General features: G+C 65.8%; 17 protein-coding genes and 1 pseudogene. 7 read left to right on the top strand and 11 right to left on the bottom strand.

The window, feature by feature from the left end; all coding sequences use genetic code 11:
- Nucleotides 1-9: 9 nt before the first annotated feature.
- Complete coding sequence (locus tag KBY78_RS02490) at nt 10-2,424, top strand: sulfatase-like hydrolase/transferase (protein WP_315856627.1); 2,415 nt, start codon at nt 10-12, stop codon at nt 2,422-2,424.
- Between the two features lie 192 nt (nt 2,425-2,616).
- Here KBY78_RS02490 and KBY78_RS16235 read toward each other — a convergent pair.
- The 7 genes and pseudogenes from KBY78_RS16235 to KBY78_RS02525 all read right to left on the bottom strand — a co-directional run.
- A pseudogene (locus tag KBY78_RS16235) lies at nt 2,617-2,727 on the bottom strand (Maebl); the annotation flags it as partial.
- A gap of 167 nt (nt 2,728-2,894) precedes the next feature.
- On the bottom strand, nt 2,895-4,289 hold the full coding sequence (fumC, locus tag KBY78_RS02500) for a class II fumarate hydratase (protein ID WP_255142186.1): 1,395 nt from the start codon (nt 4,287-4,289) through the stop codon (nt 2,895-2,897).
- Nucleotides 4,289-4,882: a thylakoid membrane photosystem I accumulation factor gene (locus KBY78_RS02505; RefSeq protein WP_255142187.1), complete on the bottom strand. Its 594-nt coding sequence runs from the start codon at nt 4,880-4,882 to the stop codon at nt 4,289-4,291. The genes fumC and KBY78_RS02505 overlap by 1 nt, the downstream gene beginning before the upstream one ends.
- Nucleotides 4,883-4,916: 34 nt before the next feature.
- Nucleotides 4,917-6,611: a DUF3685 domain-containing protein gene (locus KBY78_RS02510; RefSeq protein ID WP_255142188.1), complete on the bottom strand. Its 1,695-nt coding sequence runs from the start codon at nt 6,609-6,611 to the stop codon at nt 4,917-4,919.
- A 66-nt stretch (nt 6,612-6,677) separates the two neighbouring features.
- Nucleotides 6,678-7,040 carry a Fur family transcriptional regulator gene (locus tag KBY78_RS02515; RefSeq protein ID WP_156776658.1) on the bottom strand — a complete coding sequence of 121 codons (363 nt, stop codon included), beginning with the start codon at nt 7,038-7,040 and terminating at the stop codon, nt 6,678-6,680.
- Nucleotides 7,041-7,294: 254 nt separating this feature from the next.
- Entirely contained in the window at nt 7,295-8,056 is a 762-nt protein-coding gene (gene hisA / locus KBY78_RS02520; protein ID WP_255142189.1) for a 1-(5-phosphoribosyl)-5-[(5-phosphoribosylamino)methylideneamino]imidazole-4-carboxamide isomerase, read from the bottom strand.
- Between the two features lie 230 nt (nt 8,057-8,286).
- The gene (locus KBY78_RS02525) at nt 8,287-9,009 is read right to left on the bottom strand and encodes a transglutaminase family protein (RefSeq protein WP_255142190.1); all 723 of its coding nucleotides are present in this window, start codon (nt 9,007-9,009) and stop codon (nt 8,287-8,289) included.
- 436 nt (nt 9,010-9,445) lie between these two features.
- Here KBY78_RS02525 and KBY78_RS02530 point away from each other — a divergent pair, with 436 nt between their 5' ends.
- From KBY78_RS02530 to KBY78_RS16240, 3 genes are all read left to right on the top strand, one after another.
- Nucleotides 9,446-9,664: a CsbD family protein gene (locus tag KBY78_RS02530; RefSeq protein ID WP_255142191.1), complete on the top strand. Its 219-nt coding sequence runs from the start codon at nt 9,446-9,448 to the stop codon at nt 9,662-9,664.
- A 95-nt stretch (nt 9,665-9,759) separates the two neighbouring features.
- Nucleotides 9,760-9,909: a lmo0937 family membrane protein gene (locus tag KBY78_RS02535; protein WP_255142192.1), complete on the top strand. Its 150-nt coding sequence runs from the start codon at nt 9,760-9,762 to the stop codon at nt 9,907-9,909.
- Nucleotides 9,910-10,134: 225 nt separating this feature from the next.
- Nucleotides 10,135-10,326: a Thivi_2564 family membrane protein gene (locus tag KBY78_RS16240; protein WP_315856628.1), complete on the top strand. Its 192-nt coding sequence runs from the start codon at nt 10,135-10,137 to the stop codon at nt 10,324-10,326.
- 321 nt (nt 10,327-10,647) lie between these two features.
- Here the strand turns inward: KBY78_RS16240 and KBY78_RS02540 are convergent, their stop codons facing one another.
- Nucleotides 10,648-11,358, bottom strand: coding sequence for a Coq4 family protein (locus tag KBY78_RS02540; protein WP_255142193.1), 711 nt, complete (start codon nt 11,356-11,358; stop codon nt 10,648-10,650).
- Nucleotides 11,359-11,442: 84 nt separating this feature from the next.
- On the opposite strand from KBY78_RS02540, the gene KBY78_RS02545 reads away from it, so the two are divergent.
- A complete protein-coding gene (locus tag KBY78_RS02545; protein ID WP_255142199.1) occupies nt 11,443-12,363 on the top strand; it encodes an NAD-dependent epimerase/dehydratase family protein in 921 nt (306 codons plus the stop codon).
- Here the strand turns inward: KBY78_RS02545 and KBY78_RS02550 are convergent.
- Nucleotides 12,332-12,919: a CDP-alcohol phosphatidyltransferase family protein gene (locus tag KBY78_RS02550; protein ID WP_006170681.1), complete on the bottom strand. Its 588-nt coding sequence runs from the start codon at nt 12,917-12,919 to the stop codon at nt 12,332-12,334. The genes KBY78_RS02545 and KBY78_RS02550 overlap by 32 nt on opposite strands.
- Before the next feature lie 103 nt (nt 12,920-13,022).
- Here KBY78_RS02550 and KBY78_RS02555 point away from each other — a divergent pair, with 103 nt between their 5' ends.
- Nucleotides 13,023-13,457, top strand: coding sequence for a CBS domain-containing protein (locus tag KBY78_RS02555; RefSeq protein ID WP_006170682.1), 435 nt, complete (start codon nt 13,023-13,025; stop codon nt 13,455-13,457).
- Here the strand turns inward: KBY78_RS02555 and pdeM are convergent.
- Entirely contained in the window at nt 13,414-14,121 is a 708-nt protein-coding gene (gene pdeM / locus KBY78_RS02560; RefSeq protein WP_255142194.1) for a ligase-associated DNA damage response endonuclease PdeM, read from the bottom strand. The two genes, KBY78_RS02555 and pdeM, sit on opposite strands and share 44 nt — an antisense overlap.
- A 12-nt stretch (nt 14,122-14,133) precedes the next feature.
- A complete protein-coding gene (locus KBY78_RS02565) occupies nt 14,134-14,718 on the bottom strand; it encodes a glutathione S-transferase family protein (protein ID WP_255142196.1) in 585 nt (194 codons plus the stop codon).
- 32 nt (nt 14,719-14,750) lie between these two features.
- Between KBY78_RS02565 and KBY78_RS02570 the strand changes: the two genes are divergently transcribed.
- Nucleotides 14,751-16,944 (top strand): 4Fe-4S binding protein (locus KBY78_RS02570; protein WP_255142197.1); only part of this gene is annotated, 2,194 nt, incomplete at its 3' end.

Genomic DNA, 16,944 nt, shown 5'->3' on the forward strand with positions numbered 1-16,944 from the left:
CACCTGCCGATGCCGAACACGGTGCGGCCGGGACTGATCACCTACGACGCAAAGGATCCCGATACCTCATTCCCGCCGATCGAGCAGTTGCGGCCGCCCGAAGGAGCGCCGAACGTGCTGATCGTTCTCATCGATGATGCCGGGTTCGGCTCCGCCAGCGCCTTCGGTGGCCCTTGCCAGACGCCCACGGCAGAGAAACTGGCTGCTGGCGGTCTGAAGTTCAACCGCTTCCACAGCACCGCTCTGTGCTCGCCTTCGCGTCAGGCGCTGCTCACCGGGCGCAACCACCACTCTGCCGGCATGGGCGGAATCACCGAGATCGCGACGGGTGCGCCGGGCTACTGCTCGGTTCTGCCCAACAGCATGGCCCCTCTGGCCAAAACATTGAGGCTGAATGGCTACGCCACCGCGCAGTTCGGCAAGTGCCATGAAGTGCCGGTGTGGCAGACCAGCCCAGTCGGACCGTTTGACGCCTGGCCGACGGGCGGCGGCGGCTTTGATCATTTCTATGGCTTCGTCGGCGGTGAAGCCAATCAGTGGTACCCCACGCTGTATGAAGGCACCACACCGGTGGAGCCGGACAAGACACCAGAGCAGGGCTATCATCTCATGGAGGACATGGCCGACAAGGCCTTGAACTGGATCGGGCAGCAGAAAGCACTGACGCCCGATCAGCCCCTCTTCGCCTATTTCGCGCCTGGCGCCACCCATGCTCCGCACCACGTGCCAAAGGAATGGGCCGATCAATACAAAGGCCAATTCGATGCAGGCTGGGATGCTCTGCGCGAGCAGACGATCGCCCGCCAGAAGCAATTGGGTGTGATCCCTCCGGAATGCGAACTTACCGACCGCCATGGCGAGATACCCGCTTGGGAGGAGATGCCGGAGGCCTTCCGCCCGGTGCTGAGCCGCCAGATGGAAGTCTATGCCGGCTTCATGGCCTATACCGACCATCACGTGGGGCGCATTGTCGAGAGCCTTGAAAAGCTCGGCATACTCGAGGACACACTTATTTATTATATCATTGGCGACAATGGCGCCTCTGCCGAGGGCTCATTGAACGGCTGTTTCAATGAGATGAGCTATTTCAATGGCCTGCAGGCGCTGGAAACGCCTGAGTACCTGACGGAGCGGCTCGACAAGCTGGGCGGGCCAGAGTCCTACAACCACTACGCCGTGGGCTGGGCCCACGCGATGAACACGCCTTACCAGTGGACCAAGCAGGTGGCGTCCCACTTCGGAGGCACCCGCAATGGCACGGTCGTCCACTGGCCCAGGGGCATCAGAGCCAAGGGCGAGATCCGCTCCCAGTTCACCCACTTGATTGATGTGGCACCGACGATCCTGGAGGCGGCCGGCCTGCCGGAACCCGTGTCCGTCGATGGAATCCAGCAGGATCCGATCGAAGGGGTGAGCATGCTTTACACCTTCGATGATCCAGGCGCCGCTGAGCGGCACGAAACCCAGTACTTCGAGATGTTCGGCAACCGCGGCATCTATCACAAGGGATGGACGGCCGTGACCCACCACTCCACACCCTGGGTTCAGGCTGTTCCGCCTGCCCTCGATGACGACGTCTGGGAGTTGTATGACACGAGTAAAGACTGGAGCCAGGCGAAGGATCTCGCCAGAGAAATGCCGCAGAAACTGCACGAACTGCAGCGCCTCTGGTTGATCGAGGCGACGCGCTACAAGGTGCTGCCGATCGACGATCGGCTGCTCGAGAAGCTCAACCCCGACACAGCTGGCCGCCCGACACTGATCAAGGGCAAGACGCAACTGTTGTTCGAGGGCATGGGCCGCCTGTCGGAGAATTGCGTTCTCAACATCAAGAACAAATCCCACTCGGTCACGGCCGAAATCGTGGTTCCGGTGAATGGTGCCGAGGGGGTGATCATTTCCCAGGGCGCGAACATCGGCGGCTGGAGCCTTTATGCCAATGGGGGGAAACTCAAGTACTGCTACAACTGGGGTGGCTTCCAGCGCTTCTACGTGGAGGGGGAGTCACCCATCCCTGCTGGCGTACACCAGGTGCGGATGGAGTTCGCCTATGCCGGGGGCGGCCTGGGCAAAGGCGGCACCGTCACGCTCTACACCGATGGCCAGAAGGTGGGCGAAGGCCAGATCGGCGCCACTCTGGCGATGATCTGGCCTTCGCCGATGACGGTTGCGACATCGGCGAGGACAGTGGCGCTCCTGTGTCGGAGGACTATGGTCCCCGCGGCAATGCCTTCAATGGCCAGGTCAAGGGCGTGCAGCTTGCGATCGATGAGGCGGCCGAGAGCCTGGATCACCGCATCGATCCGGCCGTGGCGATCCAATTGGCCATGGCGCGGCAATGAGCCGATCGCCGCGGATCGAGCCGCGCTGGCCGGCCGGTCTGGCGGTCCTGGCTGGCGGTCCTGCTGCTGGCGGCAGCGTTGACCCTGGTGGTGGCCGTCGGTGTGACGGGCGGTCAGGCTGGGTGGTTACTGATCGAAGCTCAGAGGCACCCAGCCGTCCTCCTGGGTCACTGCAGCAATGGCGCCCAGGAGAAAGAGCCTTGCGCAGGATCTCGGTGTCGATGAATTTGTCGCAGGCGGCCACGAAGGGTTTGGGCGTCTTCTTCTCGCCGAAGGCGTAGACCGCCAGCCCCGCCGCACGGATGCGGGCGGCCAGTCGTGTGACGTCGTTGTCGGAGGACACCAGCCAGAAGCCGTCCATCCGGCCGCTATGCAGCAGATCCATGGCGTCGATGATCAGGGCCACCTCCGCCAGCAGTTCGCAGATCACTGGGGTCTGGGCGTTGTCGGCATCGATCAACTGATGCTCGGCAGCCAGAGTCTTCGTGTTGTTGCAGTCTTGATTGCCCAGTCACTCCTTCATTCTGACAATTCCTGACCCGCAACAGTGGTTCACACCATCGCCTCCGGCTTCACCCATTGGTCGAACTCCTCGGCGTTGATCTCGCCAAGCACCAGGGCCGCTTCCTTGAGGCTCAGCCGGTGCTCGTGGGCGTGTTTGGCGATAGCGCAGGCGCGGTCGTAGCCGATCGCCGGGGTGAGGGCCGTCACCAGCATCAGGCTCTGATCGAGCAGTTCTTCGATGCGACTCTCGTTGGCCTCGAGCCCTTCGATGCAGTGCTCGCGGAAGCTGGTGCAGCCGCCGGTGAGCAGCTCGATGCTTTCCAGCACGTTGTGGGCGATCAGTGGCTTGAACACATTGAGCTCGAAGTTGCCCTGGCTGGCCGCCATCTGCACAGCGCTGTTGTTACCCATTACCTGCAGGGCCACCATGGTGAGGCTTTCGCACTGGGTGGGATTCACCTTGCCCGGCATGATCGAGGAGCCAGGTTCGTTCTCCGGCAAGCTCAACTCGCCCAGCCCACATCGGGGTCCGCTGCCGAGCCAGCGGATGTCGTTGGCGATCTTCAGCAGGCTGCCGGCCAGCACCGTGAGGGCGCCATGGGCTGCCGCCAGGGGTTCATGGCCCGCCAGGGCCTGGAACTTGTTCGGTGCGCTGCTGAACGGCAGACCGATCCGTTCGGCCAGCCGTGCCGCCACCTTCTCGCCGAAGCCTGGGGGGGCATTGAGACCGGTGCCCACCGCCGTGCCGCCGATCGCCAGCTGGTGCACCTGGGGCAGCGTGTGGCGCAGACTGTTCAGCCCCAGCTCCAGCTGGGCCACATAGCCGCCGAACTCCTGGCCCAGGCTGAGCGGTACAGCATCCTGCAGATGGGTGCGGCCGATCTTGATGATCCCTGCAAACCTTTCCGCCTTGGCATGCAGGGCGGTGATCAGCGCCTCCACGGCCGGAATCAACCGCCTCTCCAGTTCTAGCACCACCGCAACGTGCAGGGCGGTGGGGAAAGTGTCGTTACCCGACTGGCTCAGGTTGACGTGGTCATTGGGGTGGACCGGCGCCTTGCTGCCCAGCCTGCCGCCAGCGGCCTCGATCGCCCGGTTGGCGATCACCTCGTTGACGTTCATGTTGGTCTGGGTGCCCGAGCCCGTCTGCCAGACCTTCAGCGGGAACTCCTCATCCAGAGTCCCGCTCGCCACCTCCTCGGCGGCGACCACGATCAGCGCCGCCAGCTTCGGCGCGAGCTTTCCTTCGGCTTGGTTCACCTCGGCGCAGGCCGCCTTGAGTTGGCCGAAGGCCTGCACCACCGCCAGCGGCATTGCCGCACCGAAAGGGAAATTACGTATCGAGCGTTGGGTCTGGGCCCCCCAGTAGTGCTCCGCTGGCACCTCAATGGCACCGAGGCTGTCGCTTTCGCGGCGTGTGGGGGCTACCGGCTGGATGGTCATCAGCCTGCGGGCACCACTTCGCTGTTCAGCTCATTGAAGCTGCGGGTGGCGCTGGTGTTGGCGCTGCCGGCGGGATTGAGTCCGGTGGCCTTGCTCAGGGCGGAGCTGATGGATTCAGTGTTTACCTGCCCCTTGCCGTCGAACACCACGCGGCCGGCGGGATCGAGCACCACCACCTGGGGGATCAGACCCTTCCAGTAGTGGGCGGGGTCGCTGCTGCCCTCGTCGGGCCGGTTCTGGAGCTGATCGGTGGTGAGCGGAATGATCTCGACCCTCGATCCCCACAGCCGCTGCAGCTCCGAGACCACGGGGGAGAACTGCTTGCTGTCAGCGCTGTCATCGAGATAGAAGATCAGAACCACGGGCCGGTGGTCGGCCAGGGCCTGAGCCAGGCTGCTGCGTGGCGGCACCAGCGAGCCATTGCCGGCATAGAGCGAATAGATGTTGCCGTCGTAGCTGTTGGTGGTGAGAGCCGCCGCCGCTGGAGACGCCGGGGCCAGCAGCAGCCAGGCGCCAAGGATCAGGCTGAGCAGACCGGCTCTGAGGGCGGAGAGGGGACCGGCTTGGAAGCCGATGCGTGCAGGAAGGCGCAACCGAACACCAGATGGGCTGGGGCCATTGTGACCCTCAGGGCCTGCTGATGCCTCGCCCGAGCCCCTGGAGGATCCCTCGCCCCACCAGGCCGATGGCACGACCGATCACCTGGGTGAGCACCACCACGATCAGATCGCCGGCGCGCTGCAGCAGGGCCCGCAGCTGGGGTGCCAGGGCATCACGGGCCTCCAGGGCCAGGGTGACGCTCTGCTGCAGCCAACCCAGCTGGCGCAGTTCCTCGTCGCGGGGTTCGGTGAGCAGCAGCGGGCAGATCGTTCCCCCCTCCTCGAGGCGGTAGAGCCGCCGCTGGCTTTCGTAGAGCTGGATTGGCTTCTCGAACCACTCGCTCCAACGCTGCTGGGCATTGAGCTGGTTGCGCAGGCGCTCCAGGCTGCGGGTGGCGATCAGCTCCTTCACCAGCAGGTAGCGGCGCAGTTCCGGCCAGTCGCCGCAACTGGCGAGCACATCGGCGCTGATGCGCTCGGCGCTGCGGATCACCCAGTTGCTCACCAGGGCTTCGAGATAAAGCAGGGCCTGGGGTTCGTCGGGAGCCAGCAGGCGACCGTCCACCAGCAGGGGCTGGGCGGAGATCAAGGCCGCCAGCATCGGCTGGCTGGGGGGGAGATCAGGGTCGTCGAGCTCGAAGCTCCCCTGGCTGGAGAGGGTGTCGGCCACCGGCAGCAGGGCCCCCTGTTGGGGCAATTGGACGTAGGGACCAGCCATCTGGCGCAGGGCCTGGCGGCGCAGTTCCGGCTGCAGGTTCTGCCAGCGGCCCTGCAGGTCGTCGCCGTGCAGGCGCTCCTGGCGAAGCTGTCGCAACAGCTGATCAAGCTGGGCCAGCAGGGCCAGGAACAGATCCCGCCGCCGCTCCTGGCTCAGTCCCTCCAGGGCGAACAGCTCGGCGCTGCCCTGGCGCAGCAGGGGGCCCTGGCTGGCCTGGCTCAGCCGTTGATGAATCGCCTCCCACACAGCCACGGCGGTGCGTTGCCGAAGGGTGATGGCGGTGCTGCCGCCGCTGGGGGGGCGGGGCTCCTGCGCGGGGGGCCTTGGCTCCGGGGGCAGACCCGTGGCCCCCCAGGCCATCGACGCCGGCCCCCACAGCCAGATCAGCACGGTCCGAGCGGAGCGCAGTTCCCGCTGCCGGCCTTCCAGGATCAGCTGCAGCAGCAGGTTGGCGGGAGGAGGGTCCAGCAGCCGGCGGCCGAGCTCCAGCTCCTGATCGATCTGCTGCAGGCCGCTGATCAGCAGCCACTGGCCGAGCCCCATCGTTCCAGCTCCCCAGACGCCGCCCGAGTTGGCATTCACGCCGGAGCTGCCTTCCCCGTCCAGGGCCACCACCCGCCCTCCTTGAAGCAGTGTGCCCACGGCCTCCAGCAAGGCTTCCGGCTCGGGCTCCTGCAGCAGTCCGGCGGCCGGAAGCTGAAGCAGCCACTCGCTGCTGCAGCCGGGCCGGGCGGGAATCAGCAGAAGCAGGGGCGCCGGCAGCCAGCGCTGCTCCAGCCGCTCCAGCTCCAGCAGCAGGTTGCCGGGATGGATCGGAGCCTCCAGGCTCCAGATCACCAGCTGCGGGGCGCCTTCGAGCTCAGACGGTTCGCCCGCCACCCGGCAGGGGGGGCTCGCCTCCGCGAGCAAGCGGCCCAGTCCCTGACGCAGCAGGGGCTGGGCCAGCAGCAGCACCTGGGACCCGGGGGTCCCGGCAGCCCCAGGGGCGGCCGCAGGCTCAGTCACGCGCCGGTCCGGTACATGGGCTCAAGGTAACGAGCGCGCGCGAGAAACTCCAGGGCCAGGATCGGATCAGGGCCGGCGGCGTCCGTAGAGCTGGAGGGTGTACGACTCGATGCTGTAGCCGGTGAGATCCTCGATCTGTTGCACCAGCTCTTCGGGTAAGACCACGTCGAGGTCCTCGATCTCGCCGCTTTGCAGGCAGGTGAGGTGGCTGTGGGGATCGCTGCGGTAGCCGTAGAGCCGGCCACTGGCGCGATCGAGGCACTCGATCACACCAGCGGATTGCAGGGCTTCGAGGTTCTGGTAGACGGAGGTGTGGCCGATGTTGCGGCCCTGGGCATTGAGGCGCTCGAAGATGTCGCGGGCGCTGAGGTGACGCCGATCACTCCAGAGCAGCTCCAGCACCATCCGCCGCTGGCGGCTCAGGCGCATGCCCAGATCGCGGCAACGTCGGAACGCCTGGGCCACCGTGGCGCGCAGGTCGGACGGGGTCGAATCCAGCTGAGCGCTCTCACCGGCAGCCCCAGCCGGCTCTCCGCCGAGTGATCGGGTTTCTCCGGAGCTCACCGGCACGGCTGTGGTGGTGACGGCGACGGACACGGAGACGACGGCAAGATCGGGAGTAATCCTTATGTTAAGGGGAGGGATCGATCAGCTGGCTACAAGCAGGGGTGAGCTCCTTTCGATCAGCAGAGTGAGGCATCGATGGGGTCCTGCAGTCGCGCGGATCCCACCGCCTGCAGAGCTTCGCCCAGGTCGACACTGCCGTCGTAGAGAGCGCGGCCCACGATCACTCCCTCGACCCCCAGCGGGGCCAGGCTGAGCAGGGCCAGCAGGTCGGTGACCGAGCCCACGCCGCCGGAGGCGATCACCGGGAGGGAAGTGGCTCCGGCCATGGCCCGCAGGGCCTCCAGGTTGGGTCCGGCCAGCGTGCCGTCGGTGGCGATGTCGGTGCTGATGATCGCCGCCACGCCGCTGCCCTCGAAGCTGGCGGCCAGCTCGGTGGCCACGGTTCGGCTGTCCTCAATCCAGCCGCGGGTGGCCACCAGGCCGTTGCGGGCATCGATGCCCACGACGATGCTGCCGGGATGGCGGGCCGCCAGCTGCCGCACCAGCTCCGGCTGCTCGATCGCCACGGTGCCGAGGATGACGCGATCGAGGCCGCAGGCCAGCAGGTCGTCGGCCCGCTCCGCCGTGCGCACTCCGCCCCCGAGTTGCACGGGGATCGTGAGGGCGGCGGTGATGGCGCGCACCACGGCATCGTTGACGGGCAGCCCGCTGCGGGCCCCGTCGAGGTCCACCAGGTGCAGTCGTTCGGCTCCCTGCTCCTGCCAGGAGAGGGCCTGGGCCACCGGATCGTCGCTGAAGCGGGTGACCTGGTCATAGTCGCCCTGGTGCAGGCGCACGCAGTGGCCGTCGAGCAGGTCGATGGCGGGGATGATCTGCATGGCGGGGCGGTTGCAGCCGTGGTCGTCGCACATCCTCGCTGGGTGGCGTCCATTCCTGGCGGCTTGCCAGGTCTGGCTACTGCTTGAGCGTTCCTGCATCGGGGCCTTGAAGGCCGTCTGTGAGTGTCCGCTCGCGTTCTCGCTGCCCGCTTTCATCTGATTCAGAGCCTCAGTCGGCGGCTGATGGCTTCGGTGTTGGTGTTGGGCATGGAGATCAGCATGGCAACGTCTCATTGTTGTGCAGCCTCAACCCATACCTTCATCCCAGTGAGGTTGACGGGTCCAAACTCGTTGGCCAGGGCAACATCTGCTGCATCCTTGCCATAGGCAATCGCGATCCGATTTCCCTTTGGCAGGGCCTGTGTGGGATCAAAAATATACCATCGACCTCCGACGAAGACCTCAAACCAGGCGTGGAGATCCATTGGCTCAAGCTTGTAAAGATAGCCCACCACCATGCGAGCAGGAATGCTGAGGCTGCGGCACAAAGCAATTCCTAGATGGACAAAGTCACGACAGACGCCGACTCGTGTGCTGACGGTTTCCAACGCAGATGTTGAGGCGTTGCTTGTGCCATAGCGATACTCAACATTGGCGTGAATCCAGCCGCTTATTGCTTCGGCCTGGTCATAGGCAAACTCATGGCCGGCAACAATCGTACGTGCTAAGTCACTCAGCAAATCGGACTGACAGTAACGGCTTGGCAACAAAAACGGCAGAGCGTATTCAGGCAGCTCGTGCACAGGAACAAAAGCGGCTCCTGGTGCGATGTCAATTCGATCAGCGGTTTCGACTGTGACTGTATTTTCGATTTGAAAGCAGCCTGGAGCGATCAGAAGACGCTGGCAGAGATTGCCATTGATGTCAACGAAATCTGTGGCGACAGTATCCGGCTTGACTTCATTCGCCTCTCGTACAACCCTTTGTCCAGGGCCACTGCGAGGTCGCAGCATCACGATCAGCGAAGAAGGAGCGGATGCCTCAAAGAGAAGTTGGCAGCCTGCATTGAGACGCATATTCTTGCTGTTGAGCTGGCATCTATGCTGCGATCCTGAGATTTTAGTTCAGTCTCGGGTTTTTGCCATCCTGCTGGCTCGGTCATCCCTCAGCGATGGCGTAGCAGGCCATCGGGCCAATAGCCCTGCCAGTTCCCGGGGATTTTGTCCCGAGCAGTCAGGCGGGCAATAAATCGATAATCGACCCAGACGTCCTGCAGCGCCTGGACTTTGAGCCGTTGCGAGCGGTGGAGTTGAGGAGGAGAGGACGGTGATGCGGTTGCAGGACGGCGGCATGCCTAGACCTTGGGTTGGAACACCCTCGGGAGGCCCCCTTGGGCTCACCTGGGCAGCGTCAGATCTTTGTTCCTTCAGTCCAATCGCACTGAGTACCATGTCCAATCGACTAGATGCACAAGCAAAAGAGACGGAAGGCCGTCTTGAGTCCGCCTATGGCGAACTGACTGGTGATACCGGACACCAGATTCAGGGCAAGGCAAAGCAGGTGCAGGGATCAGCCATGAATGTGGCAGAAGATCTGAAGGCGGGGGCCGCATCAGCGGCGAAGACTGTCGCTGATGCGGCGGATCGACTTGCCGACAACCTCAACTGATCGATTCTTGGACGGCATCCAGGCCGCAGGCGGTCCACCATTCTGGTGGGGTGCGTCCATGACCCTCGCTTTAAAACATCACTCGCAAAATCATCATGCTGGAAACGATCGTTGTTGTGCTGGTCGTTCTGTGGTTGGTTGGCTTGGTTACCTCCACGTCCTTGGGAGGCTTGATTCACTTATTGCTGGTGATTGCTGTAATCATTATCATCTTTCGTCTTCTCAGTGGGAGGAGGGGAATCTGATCGGTGGGAGGTGAATCGGAGTTGGCCTTGACAGCGGATTCCCGTATCAAGGCGATTCCTGATCTTTGATTGCTTTTTCGTATGAATTCCTGTGGGTGGCCTTTCTTTTGATGGCCTTAGGAATGATAGTATGGAGTGGCAGAGTAGGCCAATGGATCGCTTCAACAGCTGCCGCTCGTTGGCAGTTTGCCTCTTCCCCTTTCATCAAAAACTGAGGGTTTCCTGATGGATCTCATTTCATTCATCGTTACGCTCGTGGTTGTTGGAGTGCTGTTGTGGCTCGTCAATAACTACATACCAATGGATCATAAGATCAGGATGATCTTGAATATCGTTGTCGTGGTTGCCGTAGTCGTCTGGCTTCTCAACGTTTTCGGATTGATGGGCTCGATTCGTGGGGTCAGGGTCGGACGCTGAGTCGTCAGGGATCAATGCCTGGACGTGGGCCTGGTTTCCTGGGCTACTGCTCTTAATTCGGTAAGGGAAAGTATGTCGTGAGGCGAGAAAATCAGTGCTGTGGAAACTGCCGCTTCTGGAAGGGCTGGCATGGGGATTCCAGTTCTCTCCCATCCCTGGGTAGTTGCCGCCGTTATCCCCCTTCAGAAAAGGTTGCTCTCGACGAGGCTGAGCGCCACGAGAGGATCACAAGGTGGGCTTACAGACACCCCGCAACCCAGCGGAGCGATTGGTGTGGGGATTGGCGGTTTGGCCGTTGAGATCAAGGGGTGATAGCTGTCCCTACACCTGCACGATTGTACCCAGCCCATAGGGGTCGAGATCGACCGGCTCCCGGATTCCCCGCTCCTCGCGCCAGCTATGAACCGGCCGCTCCCAGTCCTCCTCCAAGCGCACCGCCGCCAGGCAGGAGGCCGAGCGTGCGATGGCCATCGCCTGGGCCAGGGCGGCGCTGAGCTGCTCGAAATCGAGCGGAACAGCGCCATGCGGGCTCTGCTGGCGGAAACTGTTCAGTTGGGCGGCGCTGTTGAGCAGCACGTAGGCAGGGAAGCCGATCTGGTTGGCGGTGATCATCAGCACACCGTTCTCTCCCACGGGGCCTGTGCCGAAACCCGTCACCACGTGGTGGATGTCGTGGGTGGTGGCGATCCGCTGGGTCAGCCAGCGCGCCTCGGTGTCGATCGGGCGGGGCCGGAAGAATTCAGGGTCGTAGTTGAGCTCGCGGATCAGCCGGGCGTATCCGCGGCCGAGGCTGCCTTGCGGCATCTGGATCATGCGCTCGATGTCCGGCTGCAGGGGCGGGTAGCGCTGGTCCATCATCTCGGCGCCCCCCGGCACGGCGCGGAAACGGCGCACGCAGGCGTCCATCTGCGGGCTCTCGAGCATGTTGTCGACCAGATCGGCCACTGAGTGCAGGTCGCCGCCGCTGCGGCCAATGGCCGCCAGCAGCTTGAGGTTGTTGACGGAGCGCAGCAGCTCGGTCCAGCGGGGCATGGTCTGACGGGCGATCCTCGGCGTTCAGCATCGCAGCGGCAGCCTCCCCGGCCGCTTGAATGGCGCCCTCCCCGCTGAATGACCGTGCAGATCCTGGTGATGGGTGGAACCCGTTTCATCGGCAAGCCGCTGGTGGCTCAGCTGCTCGCCGCCGGGCACGAGCTCACCCTCTTCACCCGTGGCCGCCAGCCCCTGCCCGAGGGGGTGGAGCATCTCTCTGGCGACCGCACCGACCCCGCTGCCCTCGAGCCGCTGCGCGGCCGCGCCTTCGACGTGATCATCGACTCCAGTGGCCGCAGCTGCGCCGACAGTCAGGCCGTGGTGGAGCGCACCGGAGCACCGAGCTATCGCTTCGTGTACGTGAGCGCAGCCGGCGTCTATGCACACGGCGATCTCTGGCCCCTGGATGAGGAGGCCACAACCGACCCCGCCAGCCGCCATGCCGGCAAGCTCGACACCGAAGCTTGGCTGCGCCAGCAGGCGATTCCCTTCACCAGCTTCCGCCCCACCTACATCTACGGACCCGGCAACTACAACCCGGTGGAGAGCTGGTTCTTCGATCGGATCGTCCACGGCCAGCCGGTTCCCCTGCCCGGCGATGGCACCACCATCACCCAGTTGGGCCATGTGAATGATCTGGCCACGGCGATGGCCCTCTGCCTGGATGTGGAGGCCGCGGCCAACCGCATCTACAACTGCAGTGGCGCCAAGGGCGTCACCTTCCGGGGCCTGGTGGCCGCCGCGGCAAAGGCCTGCGGCGTCGAGCCCGAGGCCGTGGAGATCCGCAGTTTCGATCCTTCTGGGCTCGATAAGAAAGCCCGCAAGGCTTTCCCCCTGCGCCTGGCCCATTTCCTCACCGACATCCACCGGGTCCAGAGGGAGCTGGCCTGGTCGCCCGCCTTCGATCTCGAAGCCGGCCTGGCCGACAGCTACAGCAATGATTACGCCCTGCGCGGAGCCACCACCCCCGACTTCAGCTCCGATCAGGCTCTGCTGGCCGGCTGAGGCCCGCCCGCAGGTAGCTGGCGCCTGAACTGAGCGCCAGCAGCAGCGAGGGCCAGAACAGCCACCAGCCCAGGCTGCGCAGACCGTTGGCCAGGGGCCAGGTGAGCGGCCAGAGCAGCAGCAGCAGGGCGGCGAACTGGAGCACGGTCTTCGCCTTGCCGGCGGCTGAGGCCGGAGCGCCGCTGGCCTGGCCGGCCCGCCAGCCGGAGATCAGCAGCTCCCGCGCCAGCAGCAGCCACACCGCCCAGAGGGGCAGGGTCCCCTCCCTGGCCAGCCAGAGCAGGGGGGCACTGATCAGGATCTTGTCGGTGAGCGGGTCGAGCCGTGCCCCCCAGACCGAGCCGCCGCCCGAGCGCCGGGCCAGCCAGCCGTCGGCCCAGTCGCTGAAGCCGCCCAGCAGCAGCAATGCCCAGCCCAGCCCCGCCTGACCGGCACCGAGGGCCAGCAACAGGGGCAGTCCCAGGAAAGCCCTGGCCACAGTGAGTGCGTCGGCCAGGCGGCGAGCCAGGGGAACGGCGGGCCGCCCGCCAGCGGATTCAGGTGTTGAAGGGGTCATGGCGGCGGGGCCTGGGCGAGCCCCCACGCTGGCCTAGAACCCTTGCAGACGCTCTGCACCGATGACCCCCGACACCCCAGGAACCGTACGGGTGGCCGACGCGATGTCCACACCCGTGCTGTCGGTGACACCGACCACGCCGCTGCAGGAGGCGGTGAAGCTGATGAGTGATCACCACATCAGCGGCCTGCCCGTGCTCGATGAGCAGGGGGCCCTGATCGCAGAACTGAGTGAGCAGGATCTGATGGTGCGGGAGAGCGGCTTTGATGCCGGCCCCTACGTGATGCTGCTCGACGCCGTCATCTACCTGCGCAATCCCCTCGACTGGGACAAGCAGGTGCACCAGGTGCTCGGCAACACGGTGGGCGATGTGATGAGCCGCCATCCCCACAGCTGCAGCGCCGAGGTGACGCTGGCGGCAGCCGCCAAGCTGCTGCACGACCGCTCCACCCAGAGGCTGTTCGTGCGTGAGGGCGAGACCGTGGTGGGGGTGCTCACCCGCGGCGACGTGGTGCGCGCCCTGGCGGCCGAGGGCTGAGCTCCTGCCAGGGCACGATCGCCCCGTCAGCCACCAGCCAGACCTGCTCGCGCGGATCGCAGGGCTGTCCGCCGGTGAGCTGCCCGAAGGAGGGCAGCACCAGCCGCCCGCCTCCGGGGTTGTAGCTGAAGCAGGGCAGGCGCAGTCGGTCGCTGCGGTCGCCGATCAGCGCCACCGGGTGCAGGTGACCGCAGACGTGCAGAAGATCGGCAGACCCGGCGGGGGGCAGGTCTTCGGGGCCATGGCTGAGCCAGAGTCCCCCCCGGGCCGTGGCCGGCTCCTGGGGCAGTCCCTCAATCCAGCTGCCACGTTCGTGGTTGCCGCCGATCAGCCTCAAGGGGCAGCCCAGCAGCTGGGGCAGGGCTCTGAGCTTCTGGCGCAGCTCGGTGGTGAGGCCGATGCGGCTGTGGATCAGATCGCCCAGCACCACCACCTCCCGGGGCCGCCAGCGGTGGGCCAGGGCCAGCAGAGCGTTGAGGGTGCCGGCATCCCCGTCGCTGGGCAGGGCGATGCCGTGGCTCTGGAAGGTTTCGGCCTTGCCCAGGTGCAGGTCGGCCAGCAGCAGCAGCTCCTGCCGGGGATCCCAGAGGGCCTTGGCTGCCAGCAGCTCCAGCCGCTGCCCCCGCCAGTCGAAGGGGGCCCGATCAAGGGGTTGATCCGCCATCGCCGCGTGCGCTCAGTCTGTGGCCATCGCCGCCTGGTAGGCGGGCCGGGCGCGGGTGGCCTCGATCGTGGCCTGAACCGCCGGGTAAGGGCTCAGATCGAGTTGGGGGAAAAAGATCGGCAGGTAAGCCAGGTGAGCGTTCACGGCGCAGTCGGCCACACCCCAGGCCTCACCGATCAAGGGGCTCCCTTTGGCCAGGAGTTGGTCGAGAGCGGCCATCAGCCGTGGAAACTCCCGCTCCCGGGCCGACTCCACGAACAGGGCCGTGGCCAGGGTGGCATTGGCGAACAGCACCCACTGCTCGGCCAGGGCCCGTTGCTCGGGGCTGGTGAACTCCTGGCTGTAACGATCAGCGAGGTAGAGCAGGATCGCGCCGCTCTCGAACAGGCGCAGGGGTCCGCCCAGAGGGGCCTCGGCGCTGGTGTCCTCCAGGGCCGGCACCTTGCCGAAGGGATTGAGGGCCAGGAAGGCCTCCTGCCGGTGCTCTCCAGCCTGCATGTCGAGCAGGCGCCAGGTGTAGGGAATCTCCTTTTCGGCCAGATACCAGCGCGGCATCGAGGCCCGCGAGCGGGCTCCTCCGTAAAGAGTCAGGGTCATGGGATGGGTGCGGTGTAAATCCTCGCCGCAGAATGGAGCCTCACCAGCAGGAAGCGCCAGTGGCCGACAGCCTGCTCCGTCTGGCGCCCCATCTGGTGGGCCGCGCCCGTCGCGGCATCGTCGGCGACAGCCGTTATGCCAGCGCTTTGCGCGAGGCGGTGCGTACGGCCTCCCAGGATCCGCTCGGCGGCCCGCTGCTGATCAGCGGCGAACCGGGGCTGGAGAAGGACAACATCGCCGCCCTGATCCACTTCGGCTCCCCTGCCAGGCGGCAGCTGATGGTTCGGCTCGACGGCGCGCTGCTGCGGGGCGATGGCGTAGAGCTCTTCGGTGCCGCCGGCCGTGGCGGTGAGGCCTCCTTTCTGGAGAATCCCGAGGTGGGTGCCCTGCTGATCGACAAGCTCGATCGGGTCGATCCCCAGTTGCTGCCTGCCCTGCTGGAGCTGGCCAGCAGCGGCCGCTGGCAGGCCCCGGATCCAGCCGAAGCCCCCCACCACTTCACCGGCAGGGTGTTCTTCACCACCGAGGCGGTGGTGCCCGGCTTTGAGCGCGTCTGCACGCTGATCCGGGTGCCGCCGCTCAGGGTCCGGCGCCAGGACCTGGGCGACTGGCTGCGCTACGACCTGCGTCTCAAGAGCAGGGCCCTGGGCTGGCCGGTGGCGCCGGTGGTGGGCATGGAGCTGATCCGGCGCCTGCAGACCCGTGACTTCCCCGGCAATGTGCGCGAGCTTGAGGATCTGGTGGAGCGGGCCCTGCGCCAGCTGCCGGTTCCGGCTGAAGGCGAGCCGCCACCGGAGCTTCCGGAAGAGGTCTTCTGGCTCCCCTCCCGTCAGATCCGCCCGCGCTTCGATCTGTGGCGCTGGAAGCCGTCCCTGCGTCTGCGGATGCGCTCACCACGGCTGTGGAACGCCCTGCTCTTTGGTCTGGTGAGCTGGGTGTTCGTGCTGGTGAATCTGTGGCTGTGGCTGGGTCCCCAGGACCGTGCCCACAACGGGATGCTGAACCTGTTCTGGGCGTGGTGGTGGCCCCTGATCCTGCTGGGGTATCCCCTGGTGGGCCGCCTCTGGTGCTCCTTCTGCCCGTTCATGGTCTGGGGCGAGATCAGCCAGAAGCTGGCCGCTGCCCTGGGCTGGCAGCCCTCCCGCTGGCCGAGGGGGGAGACCGACCGCTGGGCTGCGCCGGCCCTGGCCGCCGGCTTCGCCGCGATCCTGCTCTGGGAGGAGCTGGCGAATCTGGAGAACAGCGCCCGCCTGAGCAGTTGCCTCTTGCTGCTGATCACCGCCGGCGCCGTGATCGGTTCCCTGCGCTTCGAGAAGCGCTTCTGGTGCCGTTATCTCTGCCCGGTGGGGGGGATGAACGGCCTGTTTGCCAAGCTTTCTGTGCTGGAGCTGCGCGCCCAGGTGGGCACCTGCAGCGGCAGCTGCAGCACGTATGCCTGCTTCAAAGGCGGTCCCGCCGACGGGGAGGGCCTGGCCACAGCTGGTTGCCCGCTCGGCACCCACCCGGCCCACCTTGAGGACAATCGCAACTGTGTTCTCTGCCTCACCTGCGCCCAGGCCTGCCCGCACCGCTCCGTGCAACTGAGCCTGCGGCCTCCCGCCGCTGATTTACAGCGGGAGATGACCCCACCCGACGGTGAGGCAGGTCTGATTCTGGTGCTGGCCGGCGGCGTCTGCCTGAAGTTCTGGGATCGCCTGCTGGGGGGACTGCCCCTGGCCCCCGACAGCCTGCAGGAGGGTCCCCTGCTGCCGCGTCTGGCCTTCGCCACCCTGGCCCTGGCGCTGCCCTCGGCCCTGGCCCTGGTCGCGCTTCGGCTCGGGAGCTGGCTGACGCCGCCGGCCCGGGCCGCCCGGCGCCTGCGCCTCGGGCTTTATGGCCTGCTGCCCTTTCTCTGGGCCTTGCTGCTGGCGCGGCATCTGCCGGTGGGAATGGCGGAAGCGGGCCGGTTGCTGCCGGTCACTTTCCAGCGGCCTCTGCCCAGCTGGAGCGCCGATCACCACGTGATTGCCTTCTGCCAGAGCCTGGTGCTGGTGGTGGGGGTCGGCGGGTCGCTGGTGCTGCTGCGCCGCCTGCTGCTGAACAGCCGGGCGGCCTTGTGGTGGGGCAGCGCCGCGGCGCTGGTGCTGGGGGCGGGTGGGCGCTGGCTGGTGGCGGTGGGGGGGTTGGTAGGAACCCCCGGCAGGATCCGCCTCGCCTTCACTTCAGCGCGCAGAGCCGCCGGGTGTC

Origin of the sequence: Synechococcus sp. EJ6-Ellesmere (genome assembly GCF_024345875.1) — a bacterium.
GTDB classification, from domain to species: domain Bacteria; phylum Cyanobacteriota; class Cyanobacteriia; order PCC-6307; family Cyanobiaceae; genus Regnicoccus_A; species Regnicoccus_A antarcticus.

What these genes read in the sequence shown, in the direction of transcription:
- KBY78_RS02565 (WP_255142196.1), bottom strand. Translation starts at nt 14,718, where the DNA reads ATGACCCTGACTCTTTACGGAGGAGCCCGCTCGCGGGCCTCGATGCCG.
- KBY78_RS02515 (WP_156776658.1), bottom strand. Translation starts at nt 7,040, where the DNA reads ATGCGCCTGAGCCGCCAGCGGCGGATGGTGCTGGAGCTGCTCTGGAGT.
- KBY78_RS16240 (WP_315856628.1), top strand. Translation starts at nt 10,135, where the DNA reads ATGGATCTCATTTCATTCATCGTTACGCTCGTGGTTGTTGGAGTGCTG.
- pdeM (WP_255142194.1), bottom strand. Translation starts at nt 14,121, where the DNA reads ATGGCGGATCAACCCCTTGATCGGGCCCCCTTCGACTGGCGGGGGCAG.
- KBY78_RS02555 (WP_006170682.1), top strand. Translation starts at nt 13,023, where the DNA reads ATGTCCACACCCGTGCTGTCGGTGACACCGACCACGCCGCTGCAGGAG.
- KBY78_RS02535 (WP_255142192.1), top strand. Translation starts at nt 9,760, where the DNA reads ATGCTGGAAACGATCGTTGTTGTGCTGGTCGTTCTGTGGTTGGTTGGC.
- KBY78_RS02530 (WP_255142191.1), top strand. Translation starts at nt 9,446, where the DNA reads ATGTCCAATCGACTAGATGCACAAGCAAAAGAGACGGAAGGCCGTCTT.
- KBY78_RS02525 (WP_255142190.1), bottom strand. Translation starts at nt 9,009, where the DNA reads ATGCTGCGACCTCGCAGTGGCCCTGGACAAAGGGTTGTACGAGAGGCG.
- KBY78_RS02540 (WP_255142193.1), bottom strand. Translation starts at nt 11,358, where the DNA reads ATGCCCCGCTGGACCGAGCTGCTGCGCTCCGTCAACAACCTCAAGCTG.
- hisA (WP_255142189.1), bottom strand. Translation starts at nt 8,056, where the DNA reads ATGCAGATCATCCCCGCCATCGACCTGCTCGACGGCCACTGCGTGCGC.
- KBY78_RS02550 (WP_006170681.1), bottom strand. Translation starts at nt 12,919, where the DNA reads ATGACCCCTTCAACACCTGAATCCGCTGGCGGGCGGCCCGCCGTTCCC.
- KBY78_RS02490 (WP_315856627.1), top strand. Translation starts at nt 10, where the DNA reads ATGCCGAACACGGTGCGGCCGGGACTGATCACCTACGACGCAAAGGAT.
- fumC (WP_255142186.1), bottom strand. Translation starts at nt 4,289, where the DNA reads ATGACCATCCAGCCGGTAGCCCCCACACGCCGCGAAAGCGACAGCCTC.